Source organism: Modestobacter sp. VKM Ac-2983 (assembly GCF_026967885.1).
In the GTDB taxonomy this organism is placed as follows: domain Bacteria; phylum Actinomycetota; class Actinomycetes; order Mycobacteriales; family Geodermatophilaceae; genus Modestobacter.
In genome coordinates this window covers 37231-64006 of the sequence record NZ_JAPVBK010000005.1, presented here as the reverse complement: position 1 = coordinate 64006, position 26776 = coordinate 37231, and the positions used below count along the sequence as shown (strand labels likewise).

Below are 26776 nucleotides of genomic sequence, written 5' to 3'. Positions count from 1 at the left end.
GAACATGCGTTCGACCTACGGGGACGATAGCGGGTCGGGCCCGGGGACCGTGATCGGTCCCCGGGCTTGTCGCGACAGGTCAGCGGGCGGTGGTCACCCGGTCGTGCTCGGTGTCCTTCTTGGACGGCCACATCTTGGCCCCGAGGACACCGCCGAGCGCAGACAGGATGATCGCCACGCCCATCACCAGGACGGCCCAGCTGGCCACCGACTGGGCGTTCTCCACGACCGGGCCGAGCTGCGCCGCGGGCGCGTTGGCGTTCTGCTGCAGCACACCCAGCTGGCCGATCGCGTCACCGACGGCACCCAGGACCGCACCGCCGCCGAGCAGGCTGAGCACGAGGAACGTCGCCATGCCCAGCGCCCACACCAGGATGCCGTGCAGGATGCCGTCGCTCACCCCACGCCAGATCGCCGAGGCCGCCGCGGTCAGCCCACCGAGGAAGAAGGCGCCCCACAGGATCGCCGTGCTGATCCAGTCGCCGTTGGAGCCGCCGGCACCCTCGAGGTCCCACCAGCCGAGGGCGAAGGTGATCAGGTTGAACAGGACGAAGGAGGAGATGGCCACGAGCAGGCCCGCCCACACCGGCCCCCAGCGGACCCGGTCACGCCGCGGCGGGGCCACCGACACCTGGGTCGGCTCCTCGCGCCGCTCCACCTCGTGGACCGCCGGCTCGGCCCGCACCTCGCGGGTCGCACCGACGGTCGACTCCGGCGTCACCTCCCGCGCCACGTTGCTGCCCTGGGCGGTGACGTCGGTGCGTGTACGACTCTCCGTCATGACCTGTCCTCTCTCGTGCGTCGTCGTGTCTGGCAGGTCCTGAGGTTCCCGGCCGGGCCCGGCTGTCCACGACACGGCCAGGACCGTGACCGAATCGTCATGAAACGGCGCCGGGTCCGGCACGACGCCCGGGGTCCACGTGGTCGGGCAGTCGATCCGACGGGATGGCCGACGTGGAACCGCTCATCGCACCTGCCCGTCCACAGTCCGGTCGTGCACGACCGGACTGTGGACGGGCAGGAGGTGTGGGGAGTCGATCATCGCGGTAGAACTGGGCCGGGTGGTCGCCGACCGGTGGCCACGACCTCGACGATCGGAGGAGCCATGGCGCTCGACGACGACGACATGACCAGCACGGAAGGGCCGGCCGACGGCGGTGCCGAGGGCACGCCGGGTCAGCACGACGGTGGCGCGGACGGCGGTGCCGATGGCGGTGCCGACGGTGGCGCGGACGGCGGCGCCGACGGTGGCGCCGATGGCGGTGCCGATGGTGGCGCGGACGGCGGCGCCGATGGTGGCGCCGAGGGTCCGGCCGACTCCGGTGCCGGCGGCGGCACGCCCGGGCAGCACGACGGCGGCGCGGACGGCTCGGCCTGACCGTGCTCGACCCCGAACTGCAGGACCGGGCGTCGTCCTCCGTTGAGGAGGGCGGCGCCCGCACCTGGGCGGAGGGCACAGCCCGCACCTGGGCGGAGGGCACAGCCCGCACCTGGGCCGAGGGCACAGCCCGCCCCGCGTTGCGCCGGTGCATCCGGGTCGAGCCGGAGGTGTTCGCCGCCGAGCACTGGTCCCGCCGACCCCTGCTCTCCACCGCCGCGGAGCTCGGTGGCACCTTCACCGACCTGCTCGACCTGGCCGCCGTCGACGAGCTGCTGAGCACCCGCGGCCTGCGCACGCCGTTCCTGCGCATCGCCAAGGACGGCGCCGTCGTCGACCCCAAGCGCTTCACCAGCCCCCAGGGCGCGGGTGCCGAGGTCGCCGACCAGGTCTCCTCCGACGCGGTGCTGCGGCTGTTCGCCGACGGCAGCACCGTCGTGCTGCAGGGCCTGCACCGGCTGTGGCCGCCGCTGATCGAGTTCGCCGGCCAGCTCGCCGCCGACCTCGGACACCCCACGCAGGTCAACGCGTACATCACCCCGCCGTCCTCCCGCGGGTTCTCCCCGCACTACGACGTGCACGACGTCTTCGTGCTGCAGGTCGCCGGCGAGAAGCACTGGACGATCCACGAGCCGGTGCTCCCCGACCCGCTGCGCACCCACCCCTGGACCGACCGCGCCGACGAGGTCGCCGCCGCCGCGGAGCGCCCGCCCGTGATCGACGCGGTGCTGCGGCCCGGGGATGCCCTGTACCTGCCCCGCGGCTACCTCCACTCGGCGGTCGCGCTCGGGGAGATCAGCGCCCACCTGACCGTCGGCGTGCACTCGGTGACCCGCTGGGGCGCCGTGGAATCCGCCCTGGACCAGGTGCGCACCCTGGCCGCGGAGGACCCGACGCTGCGCGGCTCCCTCCCCCTCGGCGTCGACCTGGCCGACCCCTCGGCCACCGCCGAGGACGTCGCCGCGGTGCTCTCCGGGCTGCAGCGCTGGCTCGGTGAGGTCGACCCGGCGGCCGTGGCCGACGCACTGCGGGCCCGCGTCTGGGCACAGGTGCGGCCGGCCCCGGTGTCGCCGCTGGCCCAGTCCAGCGCGATCGCGGCGCTGGCGGCCGACACCGTGCTGCGGGTGCGGCCGTTGCTGCGCCTGCAGCTGCGCGACCCGGACGGCGACCGGGTGGCCCTGGTCGCCGGTCGCCGCACCCACGACCTGCCGGCCGGCACGCACCAGGCCCTGGCCGCGCTGCTCGCCGCGGGCGAGCTGAAGGTCGGTGACCTGCCCGGACTGGATGCGGCGGACCAGCTCACGCTGGCCCGTCGGCTGGTCACCGAGGCGATCGCGGTCGTGCCGGACGCCGCCGCCGGGGCACCGGCCGCCACCTCCGGGCACGATGGGGGTCGTGGCGACACCGGTGGGGCCTGAGCCGACCGGCCCGGTTCAGCCCGCCCCGGACTCCCCGGCGCTCCGGTCCACCCCGGCCGGCCGGCTGGACCCGGTCCGCTGCTCGGTGCAGGCGCTCCTCCGCGGGGACTCCGCGGTGGCGACTGCGCCACCGGCCCGGCGCTGGCTGCTGGTCGAGCAGCCCGGCCCGTGGGGGCGGGACGCACTGCTGGAGTCCCGGTTCGACCGGCGGGTCGCCTCCCGGCTGGCGGCCCGGGCCCGCGAGCTGGGCATGCGGATCCAGCTGGTGCGCCGGCCCGGCGAACGGCTGTCGGACGCCGGTCGCCGCTGGGCCGTCGCCGACACCACCCCGGGCCGGGAGACCGTCCGGTGGTCGACCCGGACCGATGACGCCGAGCTGCTCCAGCTGCCCTGGGACGGCTCGATCGGCGAGCCGACGCAGGTGCCGACCTACCTGGTCTGCACGCACGGCGCGCACGACGTCTGCTGCGCCGTCCGCGGCCGGCCGCTGGCCCGGGCACTGCCCGCCGCCGGGGCGTCCGCCGATGTCTGGGAGACCAGCCACCTGGGCGGTGACCGGTTCGCCGCGAACGTCGTCGTCCTGCCCTGGGGGCTGGTCTACGGGCAGGTGCCCGAAGGCGGCCAGGTGCTGCTCGCCGCGCACGCCGCCGGCCAGGTCGCGCTCCCGTTCCTGCGCGGGCGGGCCGGGCTCACACCGGCCGCCCAGGCGGCGCAGCACCACGCCCGCGGCGAGCTCGGCCTGCTGGGGGTTCACGACCTGCCGCCGCGGCGGGTGACCGGGCTGCCGTCGCCCGCGCCCGGCATCGAGCGGTTCGAGGTGACCCTGGCCGGCCCGGACGGCGACGTCGTGGTCACCGTGGAGAGCAGGCTGTCGGCGGAGTCGCACCGGCTGACCTGCGCCGCCCCACAGCCGGGCCACTGGCGCACCTGGCACCCGCTGTCCCTGCGGCTGGCGGCCGCACCGACCCAAGGCTGAGGCCGGCCGGCGGTCAGCGCCGGACGGTCAGCGCAGCGCGCGACCGCGGGCGGCCAGCAGCGGGATCGCCAGCTCCGCCGGGGTGAGGGAGCCGTGGTAGGCGGCCAGCATCGACCCGAACGGGTCCCGCTGGACGTCGGTGATCGCCCAGCTGCCCCGGGCCAGCGCGACGACGTCGCCGATCCGGTCGGCGAGCGCCGGATCGACCGCCCCGAACACCCCGCTGTCGACCGCTTCCGCCCGGCTGACCACCCAGGCACGGGGGCCGAGCACCGCGCGCCAGGCGGCGAGCACGTCGTCGGCGGCCCCGGGCTCGGCGTGCACGTACCGGGCGCGGGGTTCGCCGGCGAGGAGTCGCACGCCCTCGGTGAGCCCGGGCTCCGCGCCGATGTCGAGCCGGGTGGTCTCGGGGACGTCGACCATGCCGTGGTCGGCGGTCACCAGCAGCACCGCGTCCTCGGGCAGCCCGTCGGCCAACTGCTCCACCAGCCGGTCGACGATGCCCAGCTGGGCGCGCCAGGCGGCCGAGTCGACGCCGCGGACGTGCCCGGTCAGGTCGAGGTCGGCGGTGTAGCCGTAGACCAGGCTGCGCTCGCCGGTGCGCAGTGCGGCGTGCATCCCGGCGACCAGGTCGCCGGGGCTGAACGCGCTGGCGTAGTCGGCCCCGCGGTAGGCGGCGCGGGTGAGGCCGGAGGCGGCGAAGGCGTGCGGGGCGACGACGGTGCAGGAGACGCCGTCGGCCGCGGCCTGCTCGAAGACGGTCGGCTGGGCCTGCCACCGCAGCGGGTCGGGGTCGTCGTCCCAGTGGACGTGGTTGAGGGTGCGCTCCTCGCCGGGCACCGCGGTGACGAAGCCGAGCACGCCGTGGCTGCCCGGCGGCAGGCCGGTGCCCAGGGTGACGAGGCTGACCGGGGTGGTGCTCGGGCACGGTGCGGACAGCGTGCCGACCGGGGTGCCGAGCGCGTTGAGCACCGGCGCCTGGCCGCGGTGGGCGGCGACCAGCTCGGCACCCAGACCGTCGACCAGCAGGACGGCGACCCGGCGGGCGCCGGCCACGGCGGCGGTCAGGTCGAGCGGGTCGACGGGCAGGTCGCCGCGGTGCACCGGGACGCCGAGGGCGCTGGCCGCGCTGGGCAGCACGTCGGCGAGGGTGGCGCTCCCGTAGGGCGGGACGCCGAACCCGTCGGGCAGGCTCATCGGCTCGGCCGGCGACCGGGTCAGCCGGCGGCCGGGCGGGTGGCGAGGACGTGCAGGCCGGTGGCGACGTCCCGGTAGGGCGAGGTGCCGGACAGCGCCAGCTCCAGCGCGCGCAGCGCATCGGGGTCGGCGCCGGAGGAGGCGCCCAGCAGGTCGGCGACGACGGCGACGCCGTGCCACTCCCCCGGCTCCAGTCCGGCGCCGGCGAGCAGCGCGAGCAGCTCGGCCGGGTCGAACCGCCGGTGGACGTGCCCGCCGCGGCCGGGGGCCGGGTCGCGGTCGGCCAGCAGGGCGACCGCCTCGACCGGGTGCCCGCTGATCGCCCGGCCGAGGACGGCGCCGGCCCGGTTCGCCACGGCGAGGGAGAGCTGCCCACCGGGGCGGAGTGCACTGGCGAGCTGCTGGAGGGTGCTGGCCGGCTCGTCGACCACCTCGAGGACGAAGTGGCACAGCACCAGGTCGAAGAGGTCACCGGAGGGCAGGGCGGTGAGCATCCGGTCGCCGTCGCCCTGGACGCCACGGACCCGGTCGCCCGCGCCGACGGTGGCGGCCCGTCGGTGCAGGGTGGCCAACGCATCGGCGCTGGGGTCGACGACGGTGACCTGGTGGCCGAGGGCGGCGAGCGGGACGGCGAACATCCCGCTGCCGCCGCCGAGGTCGAGCACCTGGAGCGGGGAGCCGGCCGCGACCAGCGGGTCGAGCGCGGCCCAGATCGCCGCGGTGCGGGCCGGGGCCTGCGCGGCGGTGGCCGGAGGGGTCGTCACCCAGCGGAGCCTAATCGCGGACCGCCGAGCCCACCCGGCCCGGACCGGTGCCGCCGCGCAGCTCGCGATCGTGCCGCTGCGCAGCCGCAACGGGTGTCGCGGCAGAGCTCGCGGGGTGCCGCTGGACCCGCACGGCCCAGGTCGTCCTCGCTCCTGGGCCGTGCGGGTCCACGGGTGGGGGCTCAGTGGCCGGAGCTGCCGGGGCTGGAGTGCCAGAGCTTGCGCGGCGGGGTCGCCGCCTCCCGCCGGGCTGCGGACTTGGCGTCGTCGCCGGCCGGCTTGATGTCGGCGTAGGGCGACATCCGGAACCCGGTCGGGTGCACCAGCACCGGCCGCACCACCACTGGCCGGGATGCCCGGGACGCCGCGGCCCCGGCGATCGCCTGCTCGGTGTACTCCCCCGGCGCGGCCATCAGCTCGGCGACCGCCGCCAGCCCGCCGGTCTCCCATGCCTCGTGCAGCGCGGGCAGCTCCCAGGCGCCGGTGGCCCGCATCGAGACCCCACGCGGCCCGGTGCGCCGCATCACCCCGCGGACCACCAGCAGCCAGGAGTGGAAGACCGTGGCGGCGTAGGGCCCCTGCACGTCCTCGAAGAAGGTCGCGTCCGCGCAACCGGTGCCGTCGTCCAGCGTCACGAACACCACCCGGCGGCCGGACCGGATCGGCGGGGTCTGGGTGGCCACCTTCACCCCGGCCACCAGCACCTCCGCCCCGCTGCGGCACTGCAGCAGCTCCTCGGCCGGCACCGCACCGAGGGCAGCCAAGAACGGCCGGTAGAACTCCACGACGTGCCGGCTGGCATCCAGCCCCAGCACCTCCAGCTCGGCACGCACCCGCTCGGCGTCGGTGAACTCCGGCAGCCCGGAGGCGACGAACTCCGGCCGTCCGGGCTCGTCGCCCTCCGGGTCGAACAGCCCGGGCTCGGCCTCCCCGGCGCCGGACTCGGCACCGAACAGGTCCAGGCCCAGCTGGCCGGTGCTGCTCGCCCGGGCCCCGCTGCGGCTCCAGCGGTCCAGCTCCCCGATCTGCAGCAACAGGTCACGGCGGGTCAGCTGCTCCCGCCGCCGCGCCGGCCGGCCGCCCTCGCTGTCGCGCATCCCGAACCCGTAGACGGAGTCGAACCCACCGGCCAGCACCAGCCGCTCCACCACCGGCCGGGACACCTTCGCCCGGTTCCAGAAGTCGGTCAGCGACCGGTAGGGCTGCCCGGCCTGGACCCGAGCGACCTCCTCGTCGTTGATCCCCTTGACGTCGGCCAGCGACAGCCGGATGCCGTACCGCCCCGGGTCGGGCATCGACGCCGGCATCCAGGCCGGGCGGGGGCGCGGCTGGTCGGCCGGTCCGTCGTCCGTGCCGCCGTCGACCCGTTCGACCCGGTAGGTGCCGGCCGAGGCGTTGACGTCCAGGCCGAGCACCTGCACCCCGAAGTTGCGGGCGTCGTCGAGGATCAGCCGCTTCGGGTACATCCCCGGGTCGTGGGTGAGCACCCCGGACAGGAAGGCCGCGGTGTGGTGGGTCTTCAGCCAGGCCGACTGGTAGGTCGGCAGCGCGAAGGCCGCGGCGTGGGCCTTGCAGAAGCCGAAGGAGCCGAAGGCGACCAGCACCTCCCAGACCTGCTCGACCACCGCGACGTCGAAGCCCTCCGCCAGCGCGCGCGGCGCGAACCATGCCTTCACCTCCGGATGGGCGTCCTTCTCCCCCAGCGCGCGGCGCACCTCGTCGGCCTCGGCCAGGTCGCAGCCGGTCATCACCGACACGATCTGCAGCACCTGCTCGTGGAAGACCACCACCCCGGCGGTCTCCTCCAGCGCCGGGACCAGCGCCGGGTGCGGGTAGATCGGGTCGCGCCAGCCGTTCCGGGCCATCAGGAACGGGGTGACCATGTCGCTCTTCACCGGGCCCGGGCGGAACAGCGAGATGTCGACGATGAGGTCCTCGAAGGTCTGCGGGCCGAACTTGCCGACCAGCTCCCGCTGACCCGGTGACTCGATCTGGAACATGCCCAGGGTGCGGGTGCTGCGGATCAGCTCGAAGGTGGTCGGGTCGTCGCGCGGGACAGCGTCGATCTCGACCTGCTCCCCGTCCACCCGGGCCACCTCGTCCATCGCGTGCGCGATCGCCGACTGCATCCGGATGCCCAGCAGGTCCAGCTTGAGCAGCCCCAGCTCCTCGACGTCGTCCTTGTCGAACTGGCTCATCGGGTAGCCCAGGTAGCTGCTCTCCACCGGCGTGCGGTCGAGCAGGGTGGCGTCGGAGAGCAGCACACCGCACGGGTGCAGCGCGATGTGCCGGGGCAGGCCGTCGAGCCGGGAGACCAGGTCGAAGAGCAGGTCCAGGTCACCCGAGCCACCGCTCCGCCGCGACCCCAGCCGGCTGGCCCGCAGCTCGGGGAGGTCGCGCAGCGCCGCGTGCACCTGGTTGGCCCGGATGTGCGGGAACGCTTTGGCCACCGCGTCGACCTCCGCCGGGGGCAGCCCGAGGGCGGCGCCGACGTCGCGGACCGCGTGCCGCACCCGGTAGGTGTCCATCATCGAGATGCAGCTGACCCGGGAGGCGCCGAAGCGCTCGATCACCGCGTCGTAGACCTCCATCCGGCGGGCGGACTCCACGTCGATGTCGATGTCGGGCAGCTGGTGGCGCAACGGGGAGAGGAAGCGCTCCATCAGCAGGCCGTACCGGATCGGGTCGACGTCGGAGATGCCCAGCAGGTAGGTGACCAGGCTGCCGGCGCCCGAGCCGCGGGCCGCCGCGCGGACCCGGAGCTCCTTGATCAGGGTGACCACGTCGGCGACGGTGAGGAAGTAGGAGGGGTAGCCGAGGGATTCGATGACCGCCAGCTCCTCCTCCAGCCGCTCGCGCACCACGGCCGACGGGGTCATCCCGCGCCGGCCGAACCCGGCCTCGCAGCGGGCCCGCAGCACCGCCGACGGGCCCATCCCACGCTCGGCGGCGGTGGTGACCACGTCGAGCTCGGGGTAGCGCACGGTGCCGATGCCGAGGTCGGCCCGGACGTCGACCGCGCACTGCTCGGCGACCCGGGCGGTGGTCTCCAGCAGCTGCAGCGCCGTGTCCCGGTCCGGCCCGGCCAGCTCCTCGGCGAGCAGCGCCATCTCCTTGCCCGACTTCAGGTGCCCCTCGGCGGTGCGCCGGTCGACGTGCCGCTGGCCCAGCGGCACCAGCCGGCGGGCGGCGTCCAGCACGTCGGCGGTCGGGGCGTCGAGGGCGTCGACGTAGCGAACCGCGTTGGTCAGCACCGCAGGCACCCCGGCCTCGGCGGCCAGCCGCAGCATCGCCTGGGCACGGGACCGGTCGCCCTGGCCGCGGTGGTGCACGACCTCGAGCACCAGCTGGCCCGGCCCGAACACCGCACGCCAGGTGTCCAGCCGGGCCCGGGCCAGGTCGGCCCGGCCGGCGGCCAGCGCACGGCCGACCGAGGACCCCGGCCCCAGCACCGCCAGCAGCCCGGTCGAGTGCGCACCGGCCAGCGTCAGCGAGCTGACCGGTTCACCGCGGGTGCCGCCGAGGTGGGTGGCGCTGGTCAGCCGGCACAGCGACCGCCAGCCGGCGCCGTCGCGGGCGAGGAAGGTGGCCCGGGGCAGCCGGGAGTCGACGCTGGCCCCGCCGCGCGCCGGGGCGCGGCGGCCGACGGGGTGGGCGGCCCGGTGCCGGGCCGCAGCGGTGATCCGCCCGGGGGTCTGGTCCCCCGGCTCGCCGCCGACGATCGGGTCGACCGCGAGGTCGACGCCGAACAGCGGCCGGATGCCCGCCGACCGGCAGGCCAGCGCGAACTTGACCGCGCCGTACAGCCCGTCGCGGTCGGTCAGGGCCAGGGCCCCCATGCCGTGCTCGGCCGCGCGGGCGACCAGGTCGGCCGGGTGGTTGGCGCCGTGCCGCATCGAGTACCCCGACGCGACGTGCAGGTGGACGAAGGGGTCGCTCACGAGGTGGAGCCGGGACCGGGATGACCCGGACCGCGCCGACGCGAGCCGGGGTCGACCGCGCGCAGACGTGCGGGTGCTGGTGGCACCGGGCGGCTGATCGTGGCCTCCACGACGCCGAGGAACGTGCCGACGTCCCGGACCAGGTCGTCGGCCTCCCGTGCGGTGACCGCGTGCGAGAGCCCCGCCTCGGCGGCGGCGCGCTTGGCCGCCCCGGCGGCGAAGAAGGCCGCCCACTCCCCCAGCTCGGGGGCGACCTGACCGATCAGCACCCAGGCGCTGCGCGGACGGCGCCGCCCGGCCTCGGGCTGGGTGCGGGCGGCAAGCACGGCCGCCGCGGCCCGCAGCGCGGCCAGGTGTGCGGTCGCGTACCGCCAGGCCGCGTCGGGGCTGCCTGCGGCCTCGGCCAGACCGCGATGGGCCTGACCGAGCAGCTGGGCGGCGGCCGCGGGCAGCGGCGGGAGCAACGGGAGCTGCCCGTCGGCGGCGGCCGGGAGGGCCCGGGCGGCGCCCATCAGTCGTGCACCCGGACGAGCAGCCACTGGTTGCCCGTCGGCTCCCAGGACAGGTCGAAGACCCCGGCGAAGCTCATCCGGGACCGGCCTGCGCGGACCGCCTCGACCCGCCAGACCTGCCGGGTGGCGACCAGCTCGGCCGACGCCCCACCCCGTCCGGCGGCGTCGGCCTGCCACCACGGGTCGGTCTCCACCCACGAGTCGAGCAGCTCCCCCACCACGTACCGGGTCTGCCCTCGCCAGAACTCGGCCGGCCCCGACGACCCCTGCTCGACCTGCACCTCTTCACCGGCCCGGCCACCGGCCCCGGCGAGCACTCGGCTCATGACAGACTCCGCAACTCTTCGCCACCCACCGGCCGCCCGCCCCCCGGCCCGGCGGGGAAGCGCACGTCGGAGGACGTGACGGCCCGGGCCGGCGAACGGGTCGCCGGTGTTCGAACAGGTGTTCGAACACCGATGAGTAGACCGGAGCGGGCCGGAGCGGTCAAGCCGGACGCGCGTGTCGACCTCCGTGTCGTTACAGCGGCTGCACTCAGCGGCCTCGCACGACCCTCGACCTCCGCTCGAGGTCGGCGGGCATCCCCCGGACGACGCCCCGCCGACCGTCGGCATCGGCCCAGGTCCCGGGTGGCGCACGGTCCCGGGACCGGTGGGAGGATCGCGGGCATGACCGCTGCGGAGACCCCGCACCCACGGGTCGCCGAGGTCGAGCAGGTGCTGCGCGCCTCCGGCGTCGCCGGTGGGGTGCGCGTACTGCCCGACAGCGCCCGCACGGCCGCCGCTGCGGCCGCCCAGCTCGGCGTCGAGGTCGGTGCGATCGCCAACAGCCTGGTGTTCGACGCCGGCGACGTCCCGCTGCTGGTGCTCACCAGCGGCGCGCACCGGGTCGACGAGGCGCTGGTCGCCGACCTGCTCGGCGTCCCGCGGATCACCCGGGCCACCCCGGAGTTCGTCCGCCGGCACACCGGCCAGGCGATCGGCGGGGTGGCGCCGGTGGGGCACCCAGAGCCGATCGGCACGCTGGTCGACGTGGAGCTCGCCCGGCACCCTCGGGTGTGGGCGGCCGCCGGGCACCCGCACACCGTCTTCCCCACCAGCTACGACGAGCTCCTGCAGCTCACCGGCGGCACCCCCGCGGAGGTCGGCCCGGGGCCGTCTCCGGCCGCCGCCGACGAGGAGACCACCCGATGACCGGCACCACACCCGCGGCCCGGGTCACCGAACTGCCCGCCGGCTGGATGCGCGAGCACCTGCACGAGGCACTGGCGATCTACGGGGCGGCGATGGGCTACGGCGACTCCGTCGTCGCCGGGCGCTACGGCTACGCCGTCCAGCACACCGAGCGGGAGGGCTTCCGCGCGGTGGGCGCCTTCGTCGAGGCCCCCCGGGGCGACGGCACGGTCGGCGAGCAGCTGGTCGGCTTCGGCTACGGCTACGTCGTCGCCCCCGGCCAGTGGTGGCACGACCAGGTCCGCAACGCCCTGGACCGGCGGACGGCGAAGCAGTGGCTGCCCGGCGCGTTCGAGGTGTGCGAGCTGCACGTGCACCCCGACCGGCAGAGCCAGGGCCTGGGCCGGCAGCTGCTGCACGCGCTGCTGGCCGACCTCCCCCACCCGGCCGCCCTGCTGAGCACCCCGGACACCGACACCAAGGCATTCCGGCTCTACCACGCCGACGGGTTCGTCGACCTGGCCCGCGGCTACCACTTCCCCGGCGACGCCCGCCCCTTCGCGATCCTGGGCGCGCGGCTGCCCCTGGTCCCCCCGACCGGGAAGGGCTGATCACCGTCGACAGCACCGCCGACGTCGTCGTCATCGGCTCCGGGCACAACGGCCTGGTCGCCGCCTGTCACCTCGCCCGCGCCGGACTGCGCGTGGAGGTGGTGGAGTCCGACGAGGTCCTCGGCGGCGCCGTCTCCACCGTGGAGCGCTGGCCCGGCGTCCGGGTCGACCGCGGGTCCAGCGCGCACGTGATCATCCGGCACAGCGGGGTCGTCGAGGAGCTGGAGCTCGACCGCTTCGGCCTGCGCTACGTCGACTGCGACCCCTGGGGCTTCGCACCGGCACCGGCGCCCGGCGACCCCGGCCCCGACGGGAGGCCCCTGGTCTTCTCCGTCGACCTCGACGCCACCTGCGCCTCCATCGCCGCCGCCTGCGGGGACGCCGACGCCGCGGCCTACCGCCGGTTCGTCGAGGTCTGGGGCCCGCGCAGCGCCGCCGTCGTCAAGGCCTTCGGCGACCGGCCGGCGATGACCCGGCTGGTCCGGCACCTGTGGCCGGTCGGCGCCCCCCGGCGCGGCCAGCCCCGCACCCCGGGCGGGGAGATCGCCACCGACTTCCTCGGCTCCGGGGACGCCCTGCTCGACCGCTGGTTCACCAGCGAGCGGCTCAAGGCGGCCCTGGCCTGGTTCGGCGCCCAGTCCGGCCCGCCCATGTCCGAGCCCGGCACGGCCGCGATGGTCGGCTGGGTCGCGCTGCTGCACGACGTCCCGCCCGGCCACCCGGTCGGCGGGTCGGGCGGGCTCACCCAGGCGCTGGCGGCGCGGCTGTCCAGTGACGGCGGCCGGGTCACCCTCGGGGACGGCGCGGCCCGCCTGCTCGTCGACGGGCCACCCGACGACCGGCGGGTCACCGGGGTGCAGACGGTCTCCGGACGGCGGATCTCCGCACCCGTGGTCGTCGCCGCCTGCCACGTGCTGGCCACCAAGGCGCTGGCCGGCGACGACGCCCCGCCCGCGCTGGCCGAGGCCGACCCGCCGCTGGGCAACGGCTTCGGCTTGGTGCTGCGCGCGCAGACCGACGCCCTGCCGAACTACCCCGGCGCAGGCGCGGAGGCGCTGCAGGGGCTGCAGCTGCTCTGCACCGACCGGGCCCAGCTGGCCCGGGCGCACGGCGACTGGCTGGCCGGGGAGCTGCCCCGGGAGCCGGTGCCGCTGGCCATGTCGTTCTCCGCGAGCGACCCGACCCTGGCCCCGGCCGGCCAGCACGTGGTCACGATCTGGGGCCAGTGGTACCCGTACGAGCTCGCCGACGGGTCGGACTGGGACGAGATCGCCGACCGGGCCGCCCAGCAGCTGATCGCCGCGGTCGACCGCTACGCACCCGGCTTCGCCGACTCGGTACAGCGGCTGTACGTTCAGACTCCGTTGAAGCTGGAGCAGGAACTGTCCCTCCTCCGTGGCAACGTCATGCACGTGGAGATGAGCCTGGCCAGCATGTTCGGTTTCCGGCCGACACCGGCACTGTCCGGCCACCGGGTGCCGGGGCTGGGCGGGCTGTACCTCACCGGCGCCTCCACGCACCCCGGTGGCGGGGTCTCGGGCAACTCCGGGCGCACCGCGGCCCGGGTGGTGCTCGCCGACCGCCGGCCGACGGCTCGGCTGCGTGCCCGGTTGCGGGCGGAGGTCACCCGCCGGCTGCCCCGGAGGACGGCAGGGTGACCGGTGCGCTCACCACCCGCCGGCCGGGCACCGACCCGGCCCCGCTCCCCTGGCTGCCCCTCGCGCTCACCGTCGCGCTGCTGGGCACCGCGATCGCCTACCCGCTCAGCAGCGGAGCCGCTCGCGACACGGTCAGCTGGGCGATCGTCCTGCTGGGGTCGGCGGTCTCGGTCAGCCACGCCACGGTCAGCCGCGGTGCCCGCACCGGTGCCGCGCTGCTCGTCCTCGTCGGCGTCGTCGCGGTGCTGTTCGAGGCCCTGGGGCTGAGCACGGGGTTCCCGTACGGCGAGTACGTCTACAGCGACACGCTGGGCCCGACCCTGCTCGGGGTGCCCTTCCTGGTGCCGCTGGCCTGGCTGATGATGGCGTGGCCGAGCTGGGTGCTCGCCGCCCGGCTGACCTCGCGGGTGCGCGCCCCCCTACGCCGGGCCGCCCGGGTGGCGGTGGCGGCCTACGTCTTCGCCGCCTGGGACGTGGTGCTCGACCCGCAACTGGTGCAGGCCGGCTACTGGCGCTGGGCCCACCCCGAGCCGGGCCTGCCGGGCATCTCCACCGTCCCGCTCACCAACCTCGCCGGGTGGCTGCTGGCCGGCCTGGTGCTGATGACCCTGCTCGACCTCCTCGTCGAACGCACCAGCCGGCCACCCCGGATCGGGGACACCGCTCCGCTGCTGACCCTCGGCTGGATGGTGCTGGGCGGGGCGCTCGCGCACGCCGGCTGGCTCGGGCTGCCGGGGTCCGCGGTCTGGGGCGTCGTCCTGGCGCTGCCGGTGCTCGCCGCGCTGGCCGTCCAGGAGCGGCGGCGACGGCGATGACCGCTGCCTGGCGCAGGCTGCTGCGGGTGTGCGCCGGGCTCTCGGTGGCGGCCGCGGTCCACGCCGCGCTGAACAGCCGGCTCCTCCGCCGGCCGCCGGCCGTGCCTCGGCCGGTCTCCCGCCGGGTGACCGTGGTCGTCCCGGCGCGCGACGAGGCCCACCAGATCACCGGCTGCCTGGCCGCCGTGCTCGACCAGCGCGGGGTGCCGCACCTGCAGGTCGTGGTCGTCGACGACGGCTCCACCGACGGCACCGCCGACCGGGTCACGGCGGTCGGCGACGACCGGGTCACCCTGCTGCCCGCGACGCCACCCGGGCCGGGCTGGCTGGGCAAGCCGAACGCCTGCGCCCAGGGCGCCGACGCCCTCGACGGGGCCGCCCCCGACGACGTCCTGGTGTTCCTGGACGCCGACGTCCGGCTGATGCCCGACGCGATCGCCTCGGCGGTCGCCGTGCTCGACGAGTCCGCACTCGACCTGGTCTCCCCCTGGCCGCGGCAGCTCACCGGCAGCGCGGCCGAGCGCCTGGTCCAGCCACTGCAGCAGTGGCTGTGGGCCACCCTGCTGCCGCTGCGGCTGGCCGAGCGGTCGCCGCGGCCGTCGCTGGCGGCGGCCAACGGCCAGTTCCTGGTCGTCCGCCGGGCCGCCTACGACCGGGCCGGCGGGCACGCGGCCGTGCGCGGCGAGGTGATCGAGGACGTCGCACTGCTGCGTGCGGTCAAGGCCGCCGGGGGCCGTGGCGTCGTCGTCGACGGTTCGACGCTGGCCGCCTGCCGGATGTACGACGGCTGGACCGGCGTCCGGGACGGCTACACGAAGTCGCTGTGGTCGGCGGTCGGCGGTCACCCGGCCGCAGCCGCCGGGGTGGCGGCCGGGCTCAGCGCCGTCTGGCTGCTGCCGCCGCTGGCCGCCCTGACCGGCTCCCGCGCTGGGCTGGTCGGCTACGCCGCAGGGGTGGCGAACCGGGCCGTGGTCGCGACACGCACCGGTGGCCGGGTCTGGCCGGACGCCCTGGCCCACCCGGTGTCGATCGTCCTGCTCGACGTGCTGGTCGCCCGCTCGGTGGCCGGTCACCGGAAGGGCTCGCTGCGGTGGCGCGGGCGCACCCTGCCCTCGGCCGCGGTCGACCGGCGGCCCACCTCCCGCGCACCTAGCGTGGGGTGATGACCACCAGCGACCTCCTCGCCCTGCGCACCGACGAGCGCGCCGCCCTCCTCTTCATCGGCCTGCGCGGCGACTGGTAGCCCTACTGCTGCGCCCAGGCGGTCCGTCTGGCCCAGTCCCTGCCCCGCATCACCGCCGCCGGCGCCGAGGTGGTGCTCGCCTCGGTCGACCCGCCCGAGGTCCAACTCGCCATGGACCACACCTGGCACCTGCCCTTCCGGTGGGCCAGCGACCCCGACGGCACCCGGCTCGCCCAGCCGCTGGACGCCTGGGACACCGAGGCGTCGATCTTCCGGCCGGTCGTCGTCGCCGTGGCCCCGGACGGCCGCGAGGTGTTCCGGGAGCTGTCCCGGGACTTCACCGACCGCACCGACGACGAGCCGGTGCTCACCGCGCTCGAGGCCCTCGGGCTCCCCGCACTCCCCGAGCCCGCCCCCTGGGCGCCGGAGGGCGTGGTCCCCCAGGCCTCGAAGCGTGCGTTCAAGCCCGGCTCCTTCATCCCCTACTTCCGCGCCATCCGGTTCAACACCATGGCGCTGAGCCAGCGGATGGTCGACGACCGGGACCGCGACCTGCTGGTCACCGAGCAGCGGATGGCCGAGTCCTTCCTCGGCGCCTTCGACGCGTGGCGCGCCGAGCACCCGCCGGATGGTCAGGCCCGGGGCTGAGCCGGGCGACCGGGTCGGCGACGATGGGCCGGTGACCGAGCCGAGCAACCCGCCGCGCGTCTCCTTCGACCCGGCGGAGATGGAGACGGGCGCCTTCTACCGGGTGCTGAACTCGGTGGTGGTGCCCCGGCCGATCGCCTGGGTGTGCAGCCGCTCGGCCGAGGGCGTGCACAACCTGGCGCCGCACTCCTTCTACACGGTGGCCTGCGTCGACCCGCCGGTCGTCCAGTTCACCTCGGTGGGCCGCAAGGACTCGCTGCGCAACGTGGAGGACAGCGGCGAGTTCACCATCAGCCTCACCCCGGAGGCGCTGTTCGAGCAGGTCAACGCCACCGCGACCGACTTCCCGCCGGACCAGAGCGAGGCCGAGCACACCGGGGTCACCCTGGAGCCCAGCGACCGGGTCGCCACGATGCGGGTCGCCCAGTCGCCGGTGACCCTGGAGTGCGTGCTGCACGCGACGCTGCGGCTGGGCGACAGCACGGTGGTGTTCGGCCGGGTCGTGCACGTCTCGGCGTGGGAGAGCGCCGTCCGCGACGGCCGGCCACGGATCGAGCAGCTGCAGCCGCTGGCCCGGCTCGGCGGCAACGAGTGGTCGACGATCGGCGAGGTCAAGGAGATCCGCCGGATCCCCTACCGCAGCTGGACCGAGGACCCGGACATCGGCGACCGCCTCCGCGGCGGCTGAGGCACAGGAAGCTGTTCACCCACGTGCCGGCCGAGAACCGGGTGAAGAGGTTCCTGCGCCGGGGGCAGTGGGGTCCTGCGTCAGCCCGGCAGGTGCGGGGCGACCTCGTCGGCGGCGTCGGCGCCGAAGGCCTCGGCGAACCGCTCCAGGAACGGCGTTCGCGGCAGGGTGTACTCCTGCGTGCCGATCACCTCGACCGCGGCGGTGGCGACCGCGGACCCGACCTGGGTGGCGCGCTCGATGCCGAGCCCCCACTGGCGGGCCGCCACGAAGCCGGCGCGCAGCGCGTCCCCACCGCCGGTCGGCTCCACCGGCTTGGTCTCCGGGACGGCGATCACCTCGATCGTCGGCTCCCCGGCCCGCTCGACCCGCACCCCCTTGGCGGCCTGGGTGGTGACCCAGGTGCCCACCCGGGCGAGCACCTCGGCGTCGTCCCAGCCGGTCTTCTGCAGCAGCAGGGCGTGCTCGTACTCGTTGGTGAACAGCAGGTCGGCGCCGTCGACGAGCCCGCGGATCATCTCCCCGTCGGCCCAGGCCAGCTGCTGCGAGGGGTCGGCGAGGAACGGGTAGCCCCGCTGCCGGCACTCCTGCGTGTGCTGCACCATCGCCGTCGGGTCGTTCGGCCCGATGATGACCAGGTCCAGGTCACCGACGCGCTTCGCCACCGGGGCCAGCTCGATCAGCGAGGCCTCGGACATCGCGCCGGAGTAGAAGGACGCGATCTGGTTGTTCGCCGCGTCGGTGGTGCAGACGAAGCGGGCCGTGTGCTTGAGCTCGGACCAGCGCACGCTGCCGGTGTCCACGCCGTGCCGGCTCAGCCAGGCGTCGTAGTCGGCGAAGTCGTTGCCCACCGCGCCGACCAGCACCGGCCCCTGTCCCAGCAACCCGAGCCCGTAGGCCATGTTCGCCCCGGCACCGCCGCGGTGCTGCACCAGGTCGTCGACCAGGAAGGAGAGCGAGACGTTCTCCATCTTGCCCTCGACGAACTGGTCGGTGAACTTGCCGGGGAAGGTCATCAGGTGGTCGGTGGCGATCGAACCGGTCACGACGACGGGCATGAGGGCGACTCTCTCCGGAGGATGCGGCCGTCATCGGCCAGCGGACCCCGACCGGGAACGGTCACCGGGGCGGGGACAAGCGTAGGAGCCGCGACACGTCCCCGCCCGCGGTGGCCCCCGTGGGGGTGAGCCGCCGTCAGTCGCCGAGCGCCCGGCGCAGCTGGACGCCGAGCTGCGCCGTCCCGATCGCCCCCAGCAGGCAACCCACCGCCGCCGCGCAGGTCACGGCCAGGACGACGGCGTCGACACCGCCCAGCTCCACGTCGAGCAGCGAGACGACCCCGGCACCGACCAGCCCGAGCGCCGCCATGACCACCCGGGTGGGCCGCTCCCACACCGACACGGCCCCGGTCTCGTGCACGCCGGCCTGCCCGGCGCGGGCCCGCAGGTAGTCCGGCAGCCAGCACAGCGCACCGAAGGCGGCGGCCAGCCAGCCCGGGGCGCCGGCGACCCAGAAGGCCACGGCGTAGCCGGCCTCGGTCAGCCGGTCGACGGCGGAGTCCAGCACGAACCCACGCCGGGAGGCGCGCCCGCCGGCGATGGCCAGGGCGCCGTCCAGGGAGTCCAGCAGCCCGGACAGCCCGATGAGCACGCCGGCCGCGATCAGCCAGGCGCCACCCGCGGCGGCCGGGGCGATCGCGGCCACCGCGACCAGCAGCCCCAGCGCGGTGGCGGCCAGCGGGGAGAGCCGGGCCAGCGGCACCGCGAGGGTGTAGGCCAGGGACAGCCAGCCGCGCACCAGCCGGCTCTCGGCCGGGTCGGTGCCCCCGTGCCAGCGTGACCAGGCCACCAGGTACTCGTCGCGGCTCAGCACGGTGTGCAGTCCACCACGAACCGGGCGGCCCGGTGCCGTGGGCAGGGACAGTGGGCTGGTGCTCGCCGGCCTCTCCCCCGCCCGTCGTCGTCTCGCGCTCGCGCTCCTCGCGCTGGTGGCGGTGGTGGCCGTCGCAGCCCTCGCCGTCCCCCGGCTGATCGGCCCGGACGGCGGAGCCGGGCCGGTCGCCGTCGAGGAGCCCACCCCGGGCCCGGTGCTGCTGGTGCCCGGGTACGGCGGCTCGGTCGGCTCGCTGCAGCCGCTCGCCGATCGGCTCACCGCCGGCGGGCGGGACGCCACCGTCGTCCCGGTGCCGGGCGACGGCACCGGTGACCTGGCCGCCTCCGCAGCGGTGCTGGGCACTGCGGTCGACGCGGCGCTCGAGCGCACCGGCGCCGACAGCGTCGACGTCGTCGGCTACTCCGCCGGTGGGGTCATCGCCCGGCTCTGGGCGGCCGACGGCGGAGCCGAGCAGGCTCGGCGGGTGCTCACCCTGGGCTCCCCGCACCACGGCACCGCCATCGCCGACCTGGCGGCCCGGTTCCTGGCCGCGGAGTGCCCGGACGCCTGCCAGCAGCTGACCACCGGCAGCCCGCTGCTCGCCGAGCTGAACGCCGGCGACGAGACGCCGGCCGGGCCCAGCTGGGTCTCGGTGTGGACGACGCAGGACGAGACCGTCACGCCGCCGGCGTCGGCCGAGCTGGACGGCGCGCTGAACCTGCCGGTGCAGTCGGTGTGTGCCGACGCCGAGGTGTCGCACGGCCGGCTGCCCGCCGACCCGCTGGTCCAGGCGATCGTGCTCGCCCAGCTGGCCGCCGGGCCCCCGGTGGAGCTGGACCCGGCCGACTGCAGCCGGCTCCGCCAGAGCTGACGCCGTCACCGGGGCCCCGCGACCGGACGCTGCCGATCGGCTGTCCGGCCGGTGGCCACCTAGGGTCGCGATCATGGCCGCCCCCATCAGCGACGCCGTCGTCGTCGACGTCCTCCGCCGCGTCGACCGCGGGCTGAACCCGCTCGCCCAGCGGCTGGGGCGCCCTCCCCGACTGTCCCCGGCCGAGCGGGCCGCCTGGTGGGCCGACCAGGTCAGCCGGGTGGCCGCCGGCGTCTCGGCCGCGCCGCGCTTCGCCGGCAAGCTGGCCGACCTGCTGCCGCTGCAGAACACGGTCGGCTCGGCGGTGCAGGCCCTCGTCGTCCTCGGGGTGGCCGGGGAGCACGGCCTCGACCGCCCCGCGGACCGGGTGTCATTGCTGGCCCGCGTGCTGCTGGACCGCGACCTGCCCGCCGACCGGGTCCAGCCGCTGCTGGACCGCAGCCGCGGGGTCTACGTCGACGAGGCGCTGGGCGCGGACCGCTCCGGGGCGCGGGGCGTCGCGCGCAGCCTGTGGCGGGCGGCCCGGCTGCTCAGCCGGATCGACGACGCCCTGGACGCCCGGCCGAAGGGGAAGCTCCGGCACCGGGCGCTGGCCCAGTTCCCGGTCGTCGGGGTCGCCGGCGGCTACGCGGCCGAACGGCAGGGGCTGCGGCGAGCCGCGCTGGAGGCCGAGGAGCTGCTCAGCTGACCAGGTCCGCGCCGGCCAGGTTGGTGTAGACCTCCCGCGTCGCCGTCGACCGGTTCATCGTGATGAAGTGGATGCCGGGGACGCCCTCGTCCAGCAGCTGCCGGCACATCTGGGTGGCCACCTCGACGCCGAGCGCCCGCACCGCGCGCTTGTCCTCGGGGCGGTCGCCGTCCAGGGCGGCGAACCGCTCGGCCAGCTCGACCGGGAACGCCTGCCCGGACAGCTGCACGATCCGGCTGATCTGCCGGGCGCTGGTCACCGGCATCACCCCGGCGATGACCGGTACGTCGCAGCCACGGGCCGCGACCCGGTCCCGCAGCCGCAGGTAGTCCTCGACCCGGAAGAACATCTGGGTGATGGCGAAGTCGGCACCGGCCCGGCACTTCGCGACGAACATGTCGGTGTCGGAGTCGAAGTCCGCCGAGCGCGGGTGCCGCTCGGGGAAGGCGGCCACGCCGACGGAGAAGTCGCCGATGCCCTTGATCAGCTCGACCAGCTCGGCGGCGTACCGCAGGCCCTGCGGGTGGGCCACCCACTCCCCCTGCGGGTCCGCGCCCGGCGGGTCACCGCGCAAGGCGAGCAGGTTCCGCACCCCCGCTGCCGCGAGCCGGCTCACCACGTGCCGGAGCTCGGCGACGCTGTGGTCGACCGCGGTCAGGTGTGCCATCGGGAGCATCGTGGTGTCGGTGGCGATGCGCTCGGTCACCGACACGGTGCCCTCGCGGGTCGACCCGCCCGCGCCGTAGGTCACCGACACGAACGAGGGCCGCAGCTGCTCCAGCTGGCGCAGCGCCGTCCACAGCTGCGTCTCCGCCGCCGCGTCACGCGGGGGGAAGAACTCGAAGGACCAGGTGGGCTGCTCGGTCTGGAGCAGCTCGCGCACGGTACCGGTCATGACACCCGAGCCTACGGGCGCCCGGACGACCGGCCGAGCACCGACCGCTGTCGGCCCGCCCCGGCCGGCTGCATCCACCGACGGGGTCGGGAGCGAAGGACCTCCGGACGGCTGGCGAACGGCCCGCGACACGGCGGGCCGGCGCGGCCGGCGGAGGAGGAGGCCCAGTGGAGACGACGGCCGCACCAGCCAGGGTGAACGGGCAGCGTCCGATCACGGCGGGCGATACTGGCCCGGTGACCGCCGGGACCCAACGCCGCCAGCCGCCTGTCCGGGTCCCGGTCCAGCCGGGGGCCGCTGACGAGGACCGGGTCCGCGCGGCGGTCGCCGTGGCGCTGGCCGGGTTCCTGGCCGAGCAGCGGCAGACCCTGGCTGCGATGGACGACTCCCTCGTCCCGGTCGTCGACGAGGTCCGTGCCCTGGCCGAGGGTGGGAAGCGGCTGCGGCCGCTGTTCGCCTACTGGGGCTGGCGCGGGGCCGTGGCCGGTGCGGCCGGCATCGCCGAGGCCGACGCCGACGTGCTGCGCGCCGTCGCCGCGGTGGAGTTCGTGCACGCCAGTGCCCTCGTCCACGACGACGTGATGGACGGCGCGCTGACCCGCCGCGGCCGCCCAGCGACCCACATCGGCTTCGCGACCCGGCACGTGGACGACGGCCTGCACGGCGACGCCACCGGTTTCGGGGTCGGGGCCGCGATCCTGGTCGGCGACCTGGCCCTGGTCTGGTCCGACGAGCTGCTACGCCGGTCGGGCATCTCCGCGCCCGCGCTGTCCCGTGCCCGGGGGGTCTGGGACACCATGCGCACCGAGGTCACCGCCGGGCAGTACCTGGACCTGCTCCGCGCGGCCGGTGGGCTGCCCGGGCCCGCGGGCGCCCTGACCGTGGCCCGGTACAAGAGCGCCGGCTACACGGTGCAGCGGCCGCTGCAGCTGGGTGCCGCGATCGCCGGGGCCGGCCCCGACGTCAGTGAGGCCTACACCGCCATCGGCCTGCCGCTCGGCGAGGCGTTCCAGCTCCGCGACGACGTGCTGGGCGTCTTCGGCGACCCCGCCGTCACCGGCAAGTCCGTGGACGACGACCTGCGCGAGGGCAAGCAGACGCTGCTGATCGCGCTGGCCGAGGAGCGGGCCGGCGAGGCCGGCCGGCGGCTGCTGACCAGGGCGCTCGGTGACCCGGACGCCGGTCCGGAGCAGCTGGCCGCGCTGCGCACGCTGCTGGAGGAGACCGGCGCCCGCAGCCGGGTGGAGGAGCGGATCGCCGACCGGACGGCCGTGGCCCGCGCGGCCATCGCCGCGGCACCGATCAGCGACGAGGCGCGCGCCGCGCTGGACGCCCTCGCCGTGGCCGCGACCATCCGAACCGCGTGAGGACGAACCTGCGCACCGTCCCCGGGCGCACCGACCGGATCGTGGTGATCGGAGCGGGCCTGGCCGGCCTCTCCGCGGCGCTGCGGCTGCGCGGCGCCGGGCGGGAGGTCACCGTCGTCGACCGCTGCCCCGGCCCCGGGGGGCGGGCCGGCCGGGTCGAGCGCTCCGGGTACGCCCTGGACACCGGCCCCTCCGTGTTCACCGCCCCCGAGCTGGTCGCCGACGCCTTCGCCGCGGTCGGCGAGACGATGTCCGACCGGCTGACCCTGACCGCGCTGGACACCACCTACCGGGCCCAGTTCGCCGACGGGTCGCACCTGGACGTGCACGCCGACCGGACCGCCTTCGCCGCCGAGGTGGAGCGGCTGTGCGGCGCCGGCGAGGCCGCCGCCCTGCTCCGCTACCTCGACGACCTCGCCGAGCTCTACGAGCTGCAGCTGCGCACGTTCATCGACCGCAACCTGGACTCCCCGCTGGACCTGCTGGGCCCCGAGCTGCTGTCCCTGGTCCGCCGCGGCGGGTTCCGCCGGCTGTCCAAGCACGTCGAGGCGGCGTTCACCGACGACCGGCTGCGCCGGCTGTTCAGCTTCCAGGCGCTCTACGCCGGGGTCTCCCCGTTCCGGGCGATCGCCGCCTACGCGGTCATCGCCCAGCTCGACATCGGGGCCGGTGTCTGGCACCCGCAGGGCGGGATCGGCGCCGTTCCCCGGGCGATGGCCGCCGCCGCCGCCGACGCCGGGGTGCAGTTCCGGTACGGCACGGAGGTGGCCCAGCTGGAGCTGGCCGGTGACCGGGTCACCGGCGTGGCGCTCGAGGGCGGGGACCTGCTGCCCGCCGACGCCGTCGTCGTCACCGCCGACGCCCCGCACCGGCTGGTGCCCGGGCTGCGCGGGCCGCGGCGCCCGGTCTACTCACCGTCCTGCGTGGCGCTGCACCTGGGGGTGCGAGCCGAGCTGCCCGGCCAGGCGCACCACACGATCAGCTTCGGCACGGCCTGGGAGCAGGTCTTCGCCGAGCTGACCCGCGACGGCCGTCCGATGAGCGACCCGAGCCTGCTGATCAGCATGCCGTCGGTGACCGACCGCTCCCTCGCCCCCGCCGGCGGCCAGGTGCTCAGCGTCGTCGCCCCGACCCCGAACCTGGACCGGCGCAGCGGCGGCAACCCCGACCTGGACTGGCCGGCGCTGGCCCCCCGCTACCGCGAGGAGCTGCTGGCCACCCTCGAGGCGCGCGGCTGGACCGGGATCGGCGGGTCGATCGAGGTCGAGGAGCTGCTCACCCCGGTCGACTGGGCCGCCCAGGGCATGGCCGCGGGCACCCCGTTCGCGCTGGCGCACACCTTCGGGCAGACCGGGCCGTTCCGCCCGTCCACGCTGCCCCGCAGCGGGCCGGAGAACGTCGTCCTGGCCGGTTCGTCGGTCCAGCCCGGCGTCGGGGTGCCGATGGTGGTGATCAGCGGCCGGCTGGCCGCCGAGCGGATCACGGGAGCGCAGGGATGACCACCGCACCGCCTCCCACCCGGGTGCAGCAGCAGGCTCAGCTGGACGCCGCCTACGCCGTGTGCCGCGGGATCGCCGCCGAGCACGGCAAGTCCTACTTCCTGGCCACCCGGCTGCTCACCCCGGACCGCCGGGCCGCGATCCATGCGCTGTACGCCGCCGCCCGGGTGGCCGACGACATCGTCGACGTCGGCGCCGACCTGCCCGGCCGGGACCCCGAGGGCGAGTTGCTGGCCTGGTCGAAGGCGGCGCTGGAGGAGGTCGAGGCCGGCTGGTCCGACGACCCGGTGCGGCTGGCGCTGGTGCACACCTACCGCCGCTACGACATCCCGATCGAGCACCTGGTCGACTTCCTGGCCGCGATGACCAGCGACCTCGACGTCAGCGGCTACGCCGACCTGGCCGCCCTGGACCGGTACATGTGGGGCTCGGCGTCGGTCATCGGCCTGCAGGTGCTCCCAGTGCTGGGCACCGCCCCCGGGGTCGCCCGGGAGGAGGCCGCACCGCACGCGATCGCGCTGGGCGAGGCGTTCCAGCTGACCAACTTCCTGCGCGACGTCGCCGAGGACGTCGACCGCGGCCGGGTCTACCTGCCGGCGGACCTGATGGCCGCGCACGGGGTCACCCGTGAGCAGCTGGCCGCCAAGCGGCACTCCCCCGGCTTCGCGGAGCTGATGCGGGAGATGGTCGCCGTCACCCGGCGCCGCTACGACGACGCGGCACCGGGCACCCCGATGCTGGCCCGCGAGTCCCGGGACTGCGTGCGGGCGGCCACCGCCCTCTACGGCGGGATCCTCACCGAGATCGAGCGCGCCGACCACCGGGTGCTGGACCGCCGGGTGCGGGTGTCCAAGCCGCGCCGTCTGGCCGTGTTCGCCCGCCGGTTGACCGCCGCCCAGCTGGCGAGGGTCAGCAGCCCCCGGACGGCGACCACCAGCGCGGCATAGGGCAGGTGTCCGATCGGCCGGCTACAGCGCCAGGGCCTGGGCCCGGCGGGTGACCTCGGTGTGCCGGTCGTCCCGCAGGGCCTGCACCGGCGTGCCCGGCAGCGAGTCGTCCTCGCGGAACAGCCACTCGAAGGCCTCCTCGTCGGTGAAGCGGCCGTCGTAGAGCACCGTGAGGAGGCCGGGCAGGTGCTTGAGGATGACCCCGTCCTGCACGAAGTCCACCGGTATCTTGCTGTTGCCGCTGCCGGGCACGGCCATGAGCTTCCGCTCGGCGATCAGCTGACGGACCTTGTTCGTCGAGACGCCGAGCTGCTCGGCGACCTCCGCGGGGGTGTACGTGTCCATAGGCTGCCAGCCTATGGCGCACAGTGCAGCCCCGGCGAACGGTCCCCGGCTCAGCCAGCCGCAGCGGGGCAGCGACGCCTCGGCCACCCCCGACGATCCCGGCCGCGAGCCGCCGTACCTCGACCTCGACGCGCTCGCCGAGCGGGCCAGGGAGCTGTTACCGGCCGACGTCGCCGACTACTACGCCGGGGGCGCCGGGACCGAGACCACCCTGGCCGAGGCGCCGGCCGCCTGGCGGGCGTGGCGGCTGCGCCCCCGGGTGCTGCGCGGGGTCGCGAGCGCGCAGCTGGGCACCACGCTGCTGGGCGCGGAGGTGGCCACCCCGATCGGGGTCGCCCCGTGGGCCTACCAGGCGATGGCGCACCCGGACGGCGAGCTGGCCACCGCCCGCGGCGCGGCCACGACCGGTGCGCTGATGACCGTGTCGACCAGCGCGACGACCTCACTGGAGGAGGTCGCCGCCGCCCACCCGGCCGGGCCGCGCTGGTTCCAGCTCTACCGGCTGCACTCCCCCGCCCACACCGACGACCTGGCCCGCCGCGCCGGGCAGGCGGGCTACGGCGCGCTCGTCCTCACCGTCGACCTGCCGGTGCTCGGCCGTCGGCACCGCGACCTGCGGCACGACTTCGCCCTGCCCGCCGGCCTCCGGCTGGCCAACCACCCGCCCGTGACGGGGACCCAGCCGCCACTGGCGGCCGCCGAGACGCCGACCTGGACCTTCGCCGACATCGGCCGGTTCGCCGACGTCTCCGGGCTCCCGGTGGTGGTCAAGGGGGTGCTGCGCGCCGACGACGCCGCCCGCTGCGTGGCCGCCGGGGCCGCGGCCGTGTGGGTCTCCACACACGGCGGGCGGCAGGCCGACCCGGCGGTCGCCAGCGCCGACGCGCTGCCGGAGGTGGCCGAGGCGGTCGGGGACGAGGCCGAGGTCTACGTCGACGGGGGGATCCGCACCGGGTCCGACGTCCTCACCGCCCTGGCGCTGGGCGCGCGGGCGGTCTTCCTCGGCCGGCCCACGGTGTGGGGGCTGGCCACCGGAGGCGCCGACGGCGTGGCCCGGGTGATCAGCGGGCTGAGCGAGGAGCTGGCCCACACCATGGCCCTGTGCGGAGTCGACGACGTGCGGGCGGTGCCGCGCGACACCGTCGCCCGGCCGTGGCCCGGCCGGTGAACAGCGGGTCGGCGCGCCGTCCGGGCACGGCCACCCCACTGGCCACCGACACCTCGGACCGACCACCTCCGACGACCCCACGCGTCCACCTGGTCACTCCAGGTCCCTGGAGTCCAGACCGTGACCTGGCAGCTCGCGTCGTTCGGGCCACGCACGCCGATCC

At 76.0% G+C, this 26776-nt stretch carries 25 protein-coding genes and 1 pseudogene; 16 read left to right on the top strand and 10 right to left on the bottom strand.

From position 1 onward, the window contains the following. Window positions 1-79: 79 nt before the first annotated feature. The gene (locus tag O2W18_RS19080; RefSeq protein WP_269189014.1) at window positions 80-781 is read right to left on the bottom strand and encodes a permease; all 702 of its coding nucleotides are present in this window, start codon (window positions 779-781) and stop codon (window positions 80-82) included. Window positions 782-1105: 324 nt separating this feature from the next. On the opposite strand from O2W18_RS19080, the gene O2W18_RS19075 reads away from it, so the two are divergent. The 3 genes from O2W18_RS19075 to O2W18_RS19065 are packed head-to-tail and all read left to right on the top strand — an operon-like array spanning window position 1106 to window position 3772. Next, window positions 1106-1378, top strand: coding sequence for a BatC protein (locus O2W18_RS19075; protein WP_222193540.1), 273 nt, complete (start codon window positions 1106-1108; stop codon window positions 1376-1378). Window positions 1379-1380: 2 nt separating this feature from the next. After that, a complete protein-coding gene (locus O2W18_RS19070; protein WP_269189013.1) occupies window positions 1381-2796 on the top strand; it encodes a cupin domain-containing protein in 1416 nt (471 codons plus the stop codon). Continuing rightward, window positions 2765-3772: a sucrase ferredoxin gene (locus O2W18_RS19065; RefSeq protein WP_442929152.1), complete on the top strand. Its 1008-nt coding sequence runs from the start codon at window positions 2765-2767 to the stop codon at window positions 3770-3772. Before O2W18_RS19070 ends, O2W18_RS19065 begins: the two co-directional genes overlap by 32 nt. Before the next feature lie 27 nt (window positions 3773-3799). Here O2W18_RS19065 and O2W18_RS19060 read toward each other — a convergent pair whose 3' ends face one another. From O2W18_RS19060 to O2W18_RS19040, 5 genes are all read right to left on the bottom strand, one after another. Then, on the bottom strand, window positions 3800-4969 hold the full coding sequence (locus O2W18_RS19060; protein ID WP_269189011.1) for an alkaline phosphatase family protein: 1170 nt from the start codon (window positions 4967-4969) through the stop codon (window positions 3800-3802). A gap of 20 nt (window positions 4970-4989) precedes the next feature. Continuing rightward, on the bottom strand, window positions 4990-5733 hold the full coding sequence (locus tag O2W18_RS19055; protein ID WP_269189010.1) for a class I SAM-dependent methyltransferase: 744 nt from the start codon (window positions 5731-5733) through the stop codon (window positions 4990-4992). 182 nt (window positions 5734-5915) lie between these two features. Continuing rightward, window positions 5916-9674 (bottom strand): DNA polymerase III subunit alpha, encoded by a 3759-nt coding sequence (locus O2W18_RS19050; protein ID WP_269189009.1) that lies wholly within the window; start codon window positions 9672-9674, stop codon window positions 5916-5918. Then, window positions 9671-10186, bottom strand: a complete 516-nt coding sequence (locus O2W18_RS19045) for an SAV_6107 family HEPN domain-containing protein (protein WP_269189008.1) — start codon at window positions 10184-10186, stop codon at window positions 9671-9673. Before O2W18_RS19045 ends, O2W18_RS19050 begins: the two co-directional genes overlap by 4 nt. Then, window positions 10186-10512: a DUF6504 family protein gene (locus O2W18_RS19040; RefSeq protein WP_269189007.1), complete on the bottom strand. Its 327-nt coding sequence runs from the start codon at window positions 10510-10512 to the stop codon at window positions 10186-10188. The genes O2W18_RS19045 and O2W18_RS19040 overlap by 1 nt, the downstream gene beginning before the upstream one ends. Window positions 10513-10854: 342 nt before the next feature. Here O2W18_RS19040 and O2W18_RS19035 point away from each other — a divergent pair, with 342 nt between their 5' ends. From O2W18_RS19035 to O2W18_RS19005, 7 genes and pseudogenes are all read left to right on the top strand, one after another. Beyond that, window positions 10855-11379 (top strand): YbaK/EbsC family protein, encoded by a 525-nt coding sequence (locus tag O2W18_RS19035; protein WP_269189006.1) that lies wholly within the window; start codon window positions 10855-10857, stop codon window positions 11377-11379. Continuing rightward, window positions 11376-11969 (top strand): GNAT family N-acetyltransferase, encoded by a 594-nt coding sequence (locus O2W18_RS19030; protein ID WP_269189005.1) that lies wholly within the window; start codon window positions 11376-11378, stop codon window positions 11967-11969. The genes O2W18_RS19035 and O2W18_RS19030 overlap by 4 nt, the downstream gene beginning before the upstream one ends. After that, complete coding sequence (locus tag O2W18_RS19025; protein ID WP_331254091.1) at window positions 11966-13627, top strand: phytoene desaturase family protein; 1662 nt, start codon at window positions 11966-11968, stop codon at window positions 13625-13627. The genes O2W18_RS19030 and O2W18_RS19025 overlap by 4 nt, the downstream gene beginning before the upstream one ends. Continuing rightward, window positions 13624-14442, top strand: a complete 819-nt coding sequence (locus O2W18_RS19020; protein ID WP_269189004.1) for a carotenoid biosynthesis protein — start codon at window positions 13624-13626, stop codon at window positions 14440-14442. The genes O2W18_RS19025 and O2W18_RS19020 overlap by 4 nt, the downstream gene beginning before the upstream one ends. Beyond that, window positions 14439-15605 (top strand): glycosyltransferase, encoded by a 1167-nt coding sequence (locus tag O2W18_RS19015; RefSeq protein ID WP_269189003.1) that lies wholly within the window; start codon window positions 14439-14441, stop codon window positions 15603-15605. Before O2W18_RS19020 ends, O2W18_RS19015 begins: the two co-directional genes overlap by 4 nt. 92 nt (window positions 15606-15697) lie before the next feature. Further along, a pseudogene (locus O2W18_RS19010) lies at window positions 15698-16273 on the top strand (peroxiredoxin family protein); the annotation flags it as partial. 31 nt (window positions 16274-16304) lie between these two features. Then, window positions 16305-16961 carry a flavin reductase family protein gene (locus tag O2W18_RS19005; RefSeq protein WP_269189002.1) on the top strand — a complete coding sequence of 219 codons (657 nt, stop codon included), beginning with the start codon at window positions 16305-16307 and terminating at the stop codon, window positions 16959-16961. Window positions 16962-17041: 80 nt separating this feature from the next. Here the strand turns inward: O2W18_RS19005 and O2W18_RS19000 are convergent, their stop codons facing one another. Together O2W18_RS19000 and O2W18_RS18995 are read right to left on the bottom strand one after the other, a co-directional pair. After that, window positions 17042-18019 carry a carbohydrate kinase family protein gene (locus O2W18_RS19000; RefSeq protein ID WP_269189001.1) on the bottom strand — a complete coding sequence of 326 codons (978 nt, stop codon included), beginning with the start codon at window positions 18017-18019 and terminating at the stop codon, window positions 17042-17044. Window positions 18020-18155: 136 nt separating this feature from the next. After that, a complete protein-coding gene (locus O2W18_RS18995) occupies window positions 18156-18833 on the bottom strand; it encodes a CDP-alcohol phosphatidyltransferase family protein (protein WP_269189000.1) in 678 nt (225 codons plus the stop codon). Between the two features lie 58 nt (window positions 18834-18891). Between O2W18_RS18995 and O2W18_RS18990 the strand changes: the two genes are divergently transcribed. Continuing rightward, window positions 18892-19704, top strand: a complete 813-nt coding sequence (locus tag O2W18_RS18990; protein ID WP_269188999.1) for a lipase family alpha/beta hydrolase — start codon at window positions 18892-18894, stop codon at window positions 19702-19704. A 73-nt stretch (window positions 19705-19777) separates the two neighbouring features. Then, window positions 19778-20392 (top strand): hypothetical protein, encoded by a 615-nt coding sequence (locus O2W18_RS18985; RefSeq protein ID WP_269188998.1) that lies wholly within the window; start codon window positions 19778-19780, stop codon window positions 20390-20392. On the opposite strand, the gene metF is transcribed toward O2W18_RS18985, so the two are convergent. Continuing rightward, window positions 20385-21287, bottom strand: coding sequence for a methylenetetrahydrofolate reductase [NAD(P)H] (gene metF / locus O2W18_RS18980; protein ID WP_269188997.1), 903 nt, complete (start codon window positions 21285-21287; stop codon window positions 20385-20387). The two genes, O2W18_RS18985 and metF, sit on opposite strands and share 8 nt — an antisense overlap. Window positions 21288-21523: 236 nt before the next feature. Here metF and O2W18_RS18975 point away from each other — a divergent pair, with 236 nt between their 5' ends. From O2W18_RS18975 to O2W18_RS18965, 3 genes are read left to right on the top strand one after another with little or no spacing between them, the layout of a single operon-like run. Next, complete coding sequence (locus tag O2W18_RS18975; RefSeq protein ID WP_269188996.1) at window positions 21524-22654, top strand: polyprenyl synthetase family protein; 1131 nt, start codon at window positions 21524-21526, stop codon at window positions 22652-22654. Next, window positions 22651-24153 (top strand): phytoene desaturase family protein, encoded by a 1503-nt coding sequence (gene crtI / locus O2W18_RS18970; RefSeq protein ID WP_269188995.1) that lies wholly within the window; start codon window positions 22651-22653, stop codon window positions 24151-24153. The genes O2W18_RS18975 and crtI overlap by 4 nt, the downstream gene beginning before the upstream one ends. After that, a complete protein-coding gene (locus O2W18_RS18965; protein WP_269188994.1) occupies window positions 24150-25100 on the top strand; it encodes a phytoene/squalene synthase family protein in 951 nt (316 codons plus the stop codon). The genes crtI and O2W18_RS18965 overlap by 4 nt, the downstream gene beginning before the upstream one ends. A gap of 21 nt (window positions 25101-25121) precedes the next feature. Here the strand turns inward: O2W18_RS18965 and O2W18_RS18960 are convergent, their stop codons facing one another. Beyond that, complete coding sequence (locus O2W18_RS18960) at window positions 25122-25445, bottom strand: Rv2175c family DNA-binding protein (protein WP_269157007.1); 324 nt, start codon at window positions 25443-25445, stop codon at window positions 25122-25124. A gap of 13 nt (window positions 25446-25458) precedes the next feature. On the opposite strand from O2W18_RS18960, the gene O2W18_RS18955 reads away from it, so the two are divergent. Next, window positions 25459-26613 (top strand): alpha-hydroxy acid oxidase, encoded by a 1155-nt coding sequence (locus tag O2W18_RS18955; RefSeq protein ID WP_269188993.1) that lies wholly within the window; start codon window positions 25459-25461, stop codon window positions 26611-26613. Window positions 26614-26776: the final 163 nt, after the last annotated feature.

Bases quoted from the DNA above. Each gene is read 5' to 3' on its own strand.
- O2W18_RS19080 (WP_269189014.1), bottom strand. From the start codon at position 781: ATGACGGAGAGTCGTACACGCACCGACGTCACCGCCCAGGGCAGCAAC.
- O2W18_RS19075 (WP_222193540.1), top strand. From the start codon at position 1,106: ATGGCGCTCGACGACGACGACATGACCAGCACGGAAGGGCCGGCCGAC.
- O2W18_RS19065 (WP_442929152.1), top strand. From the start codon at position 2,765: ATGGGGGTCGTGGCGACACCGGTGGGGCCTGAGCCGACCGGCCCGGTT.
- O2W18_RS19060 (WP_269189011.1), bottom strand. From the start codon at position 4,969: ATGAGCCTGCCCGACGGGTTCGGCGTCCCGCCCTACGGGAGCGCCACC.
- O2W18_RS19045 (WP_269189008.1), bottom strand. From the start codon at position 10,186: ATGGGCGCCGCCCGGGCCCTCCCGGCCGCCGCCGACGGGCAGCTCCCG.
- O2W18_RS19040 (WP_269189007.1), bottom strand. From the start codon at position 10,512: ATGAGCCGAGTGCTCGCCGGGGCCGGTGGCCGGGCCGGTGAAGAGGTG.
- O2W18_RS19035 (WP_269189006.1), top strand. From the start codon at position 10,855: ATGACCGCTGCGGAGACCCCGCACCCACGGGTCGCCGAGGTCGAGCAG.
- O2W18_RS19030 (WP_269189005.1), top strand. From the start codon at position 11,376: ATGACCGGCACCACACCCGCGGCCCGGGTCACCGAACTGCCCGCCGGC.
- O2W18_RS19015 (WP_269189003.1), top strand. From the start codon at position 14,439: ATGACCGCTGCCTGGCGCAGGCTGCTGCGGGTGTGCGCCGGGCTCTCG.
- O2W18_RS19000 (WP_269189001.1), bottom strand. From the start codon at position 18,019: ATGCCCGTCGTCGTGACCGGTTCGATCGCCACCGACCACCTGATGACC.
- O2W18_RS18985 (WP_269188998.1), top strand. From the start codon at position 19,778: ATGGCCGCCCCCATCAGCGACGCCGTCGTCGTCGACGTCCTCCGCCGC.
- metF (WP_269188997.1), bottom strand. From the start codon at position 21,287: ATGACCGGTACCGTGCGCGAGCTGCTCCAGACCGAGCAGCCCACCTGG.
- O2W18_RS18965 (WP_269188994.1), top strand. From the start codon at position 24,150: ATGACCACCGCACCGCCTCCCACCCGGGTGCAGCAGCAGGCTCAGCTG.
- O2W18_RS18960 (WP_269157007.1), bottom strand. From the start codon at position 25,445: ATGGACACGTACACCCCCGCGGAGGTCGCCGAGCAGCTCGGCGTCTCG.
- O2W18_RS18955 (WP_269188993.1), top strand. From the start codon at position 25,459: ATGGCGCACAGTGCAGCCCCGGCGAACGGTCCCCGGCTCAGCCAGCCG.